Here is a 2,402-nt window from a genome sequence, read left to right on the forward strand (position 1 = left end):
CAACTATAGAACCTTGCCTGATTGTACTTACGAATGAATGGAAAATACGGAAAATCTTCCAATATTAATTGTATGCTATAAAAGCCCTCACTCGAGGGCTTTTACAATTGCACCATGACGCGCCTTACAGTCATTGTATTTAGCAACAGTATCAACTGACCAAAGCAAAACCAACTTTCCGGTATTTCCGGATAGTTGCTGCAAATCAGGACAAGGTTCAAGGAGGTTCGCTGGCACCACTGGTGATAAGTGAGTTGAGTTGCTGCACGCCGTCACTATCAAAGCAGTCATTACGATACACAGGCCGCTCAATGAATTTTTGAACTTCACGTGTGACTGTTTCGACTTGCACACGCTGTTCTGATTTAAGTGTTTCATAATCTGCGCTTACCTGATTGATTAGATTTTGTTTTTCAGCCAAAGCTTTAAGGTGCTTCTGCTCAATTTCTTGAATTTTGGCTGTGCATTTGGATTCAGCCTCTTTAAGCTTTCCGGCCAAGTGATTCGTATAGGCAATTTGCCCTACGTATAAAATAAAAAAGACCGCAATTGCGATCCATGTTTTATATTTCCAAATGAGTAATGGCACTATTGAGCTCCTATGCATTTTTGATGACGCTCTAGTTGTCGAATCCATACGCCATAGCAATTGTTTGACCGAACTGAACAATCGCGTTTTGCTGCATATTTCCATTTCAGCAATGAGTTACATGCCTGCACATACTTGCCTTGCTTTAAGTTGCGAAGCATAGAAGATTGCGACCATGCACCAGTTCCAAACTGATAAGTGAAGTCCATATATAGGTCATATTCAGTTTGTGAAAGCGGAACACCCAAGAGCGTTTTATTGAAATTTTTAGCATCTTTATTGATGTGAAATTTCAGATATTCCGTGGCTTGTTTAGGTGTGATTTTTGGATCGGTCATTTTTACTTTTTGATCGTTTGGGTACACCGTAGTGCCTGTACCAATAGTTGCCACGCCAACACTATCTTTATATGGAACTAAAACAGTACCTTCTTTGCTTTGCGTGTAATAAAGGCCAGTAGCACTTATAGCTGTGATCATTGTTACGATCAATTTAGTCTTGTTTGACATTGCATTCACCGTTTAGTTTTCGCTTAGTGAGCTCGTGAATTTCTTTTTCGCGTTGATTACGTTGCCATGAGAAATAAACATTAATGAGTAAGCCCAACACGGCAACGCCTATACCTACCCAACCCATCCAATCAATGCCCATAAAAAAACCAGCAAAGCTTGCTGCGCCACCGGTCACTGTTGCTTTTGATCCCAAAGCTGCAGCTGAGGTTTCTGCCACCGCCGCTGTCGTTTCAGACATGTTTCCCCCTAATTTTCGACATAAAAAAAGCACCTTTCGGTGCCATTGTTTCAATGATTCAGACTTCAATCTGACTGTGTTGACCTGATGGAGCTGGCCGTAAGATTTGTTGATTTGAAATGAATACACGTTGCCCAATGTTGTAGGCTGTCCCGCTTGTGCAAAGCACTGGTCCAGATCCTCCATCCACTTGAACACGATATTCAGGATGACTTGCAGAAGTGATTGTTCCAATTAATTCTGAATGAGTTGGATTCAACAGTTTACGAAGTTCAAATAAAGGATTAGTCACGATGGATGCGCTCCACTTTAATGGATTCAGTCACTTTGCCATGACTAAATGAACCACTCACAGAATCAATGATTCCCCACCACTGCCCATCGAATGCCACGGTATTACCTGGCAACAATTCACCAATTTCTTGAGAGACCGGCAAACCCGATAAGGTGTGGAATTCTTGAATATTGGCTTTGATCAACTCCATCTTGCCAAAGCTTGCACCCGACACGACATCAAACATTGGGCTAGTCGCGGCTTCAAGAGGAATATCACCTGCAGTGTTGCGCTGCTTCACAGTCAAGCTGTCGCCACTTCGACTATTCACAGCATTAATGGCATTGTAGTCAGCGATGTAATCCTTGTTTTGCTCAATAGTTTGTTGAATCACGATACTTGGCGCTATCAGAATATCGTAGTCATCCACAGCCATTGCATCCCAATAACCTTTTTTATAGCGCGGTAAAATTGAAAGCGTATTGCCTGATTTTTGGCTATAGATGAAACCACCACCAGCTTCGACCACTTGTTTTATCGCGTCCATCGGTGCAAGTTCTGCATAGCTCAGACTTTCAACCGGTACAATCCAGCCGACGTCATCAATCAGCTTCCAGTCCAATTCAGTACCGGATTGAGCTCGATCAATTTCTGCTTGCACGAGCTGTACAGACGTTCGCTCATTGTCTTGAATGAATGATCGTTTAGCTGAGTAATCCGCTGCATTGAGTGCTGTGACACTTCGACCATCATAGGTATAAGATTTATTCGCGAACTTAATAGTTTCCG

The 2,402-nt window shown here is 42.4% G+C and carries 4 protein-coding genes and 1 pseudogene; all 5 read right to left on the minus strand.

What is annotated here, in order from left to right:
* Positions 1-217 precede the first annotated feature (217 nt).
* On the minus strand, positions 218-589 hold the full coding sequence (locus ACN6OV_RS03845; protein WP_427949784.1) for a hypothetical protein: 372 nt from the start codon (positions 587-589) through the stop codon (positions 218-220).
* The gene (locus ACN6OV_RS03850; RefSeq protein ID WP_427949786.1) at positions 589-1,098 is read right to left on the minus strand and encodes a lysozyme; all 510 of its coding nucleotides are present in this window, start codon (positions 1,096-1,098) and stop codon (positions 589-591) included. Before ACN6OV_RS03850 ends, ACN6OV_RS03845 begins: the two co-directional genes overlap by 1 nt.
* Positions 1,082-1,339 carry a holin gene (locus ACN6OV_RS03855; RefSeq protein WP_180026358.1) on the minus strand — a complete coding sequence of 86 codons (258 nt, stop codon included), beginning with the start codon at positions 1,337-1,339 and terminating at the stop codon, positions 1,082-1,084. The genes ACN6OV_RS03850 and ACN6OV_RS03855 overlap by 17 nt, the downstream gene beginning before the upstream one ends.
* A gap of 58 nt (positions 1,340-1,397) precedes the next feature.
* On the minus strand, positions 1,398-1,631 hold the full coding sequence (locus tag ACN6OV_RS03860) for a hypothetical protein (RefSeq protein WP_180182795.1): 234 nt from the start codon (positions 1,629-1,631) through the stop codon (positions 1,398-1,400).
* Positions 1,624-2,402: pseudogene (locus tag ACN6OV_RS03865) on the minus strand (hypothetical protein); the annotation flags it as partial. The gene ACN6OV_RS03860 and the pseudogene ACN6OV_RS03865, both read right to left, overlap by 8 nt.

The organism is Acinetobacter sp. (genome assembly GCF_050285345.1).
Taxonomy (GTDB): domain Bacteria; phylum Pseudomonadota; class Gammaproteobacteria; order Pseudomonadales; family Moraxellaceae; genus Acinetobacter.

Excerpts from the sequence above, each read along its gene's own strand:
- ACN6OV_RS03850 (WP_427949786.1), bottom strand. The coding sequence starts at position 1,098 with ATGTCAAACAAGACTAAATTGATCGTAACAATGATCACAGCTATAAGT.
- ACN6OV_RS03855 (WP_180026358.1), bottom strand. The coding sequence starts at position 1,339 with ATGTCTGAAACGACAGCGGCGGTGGCAGAAACCTCAGCTGCAGCTTTG.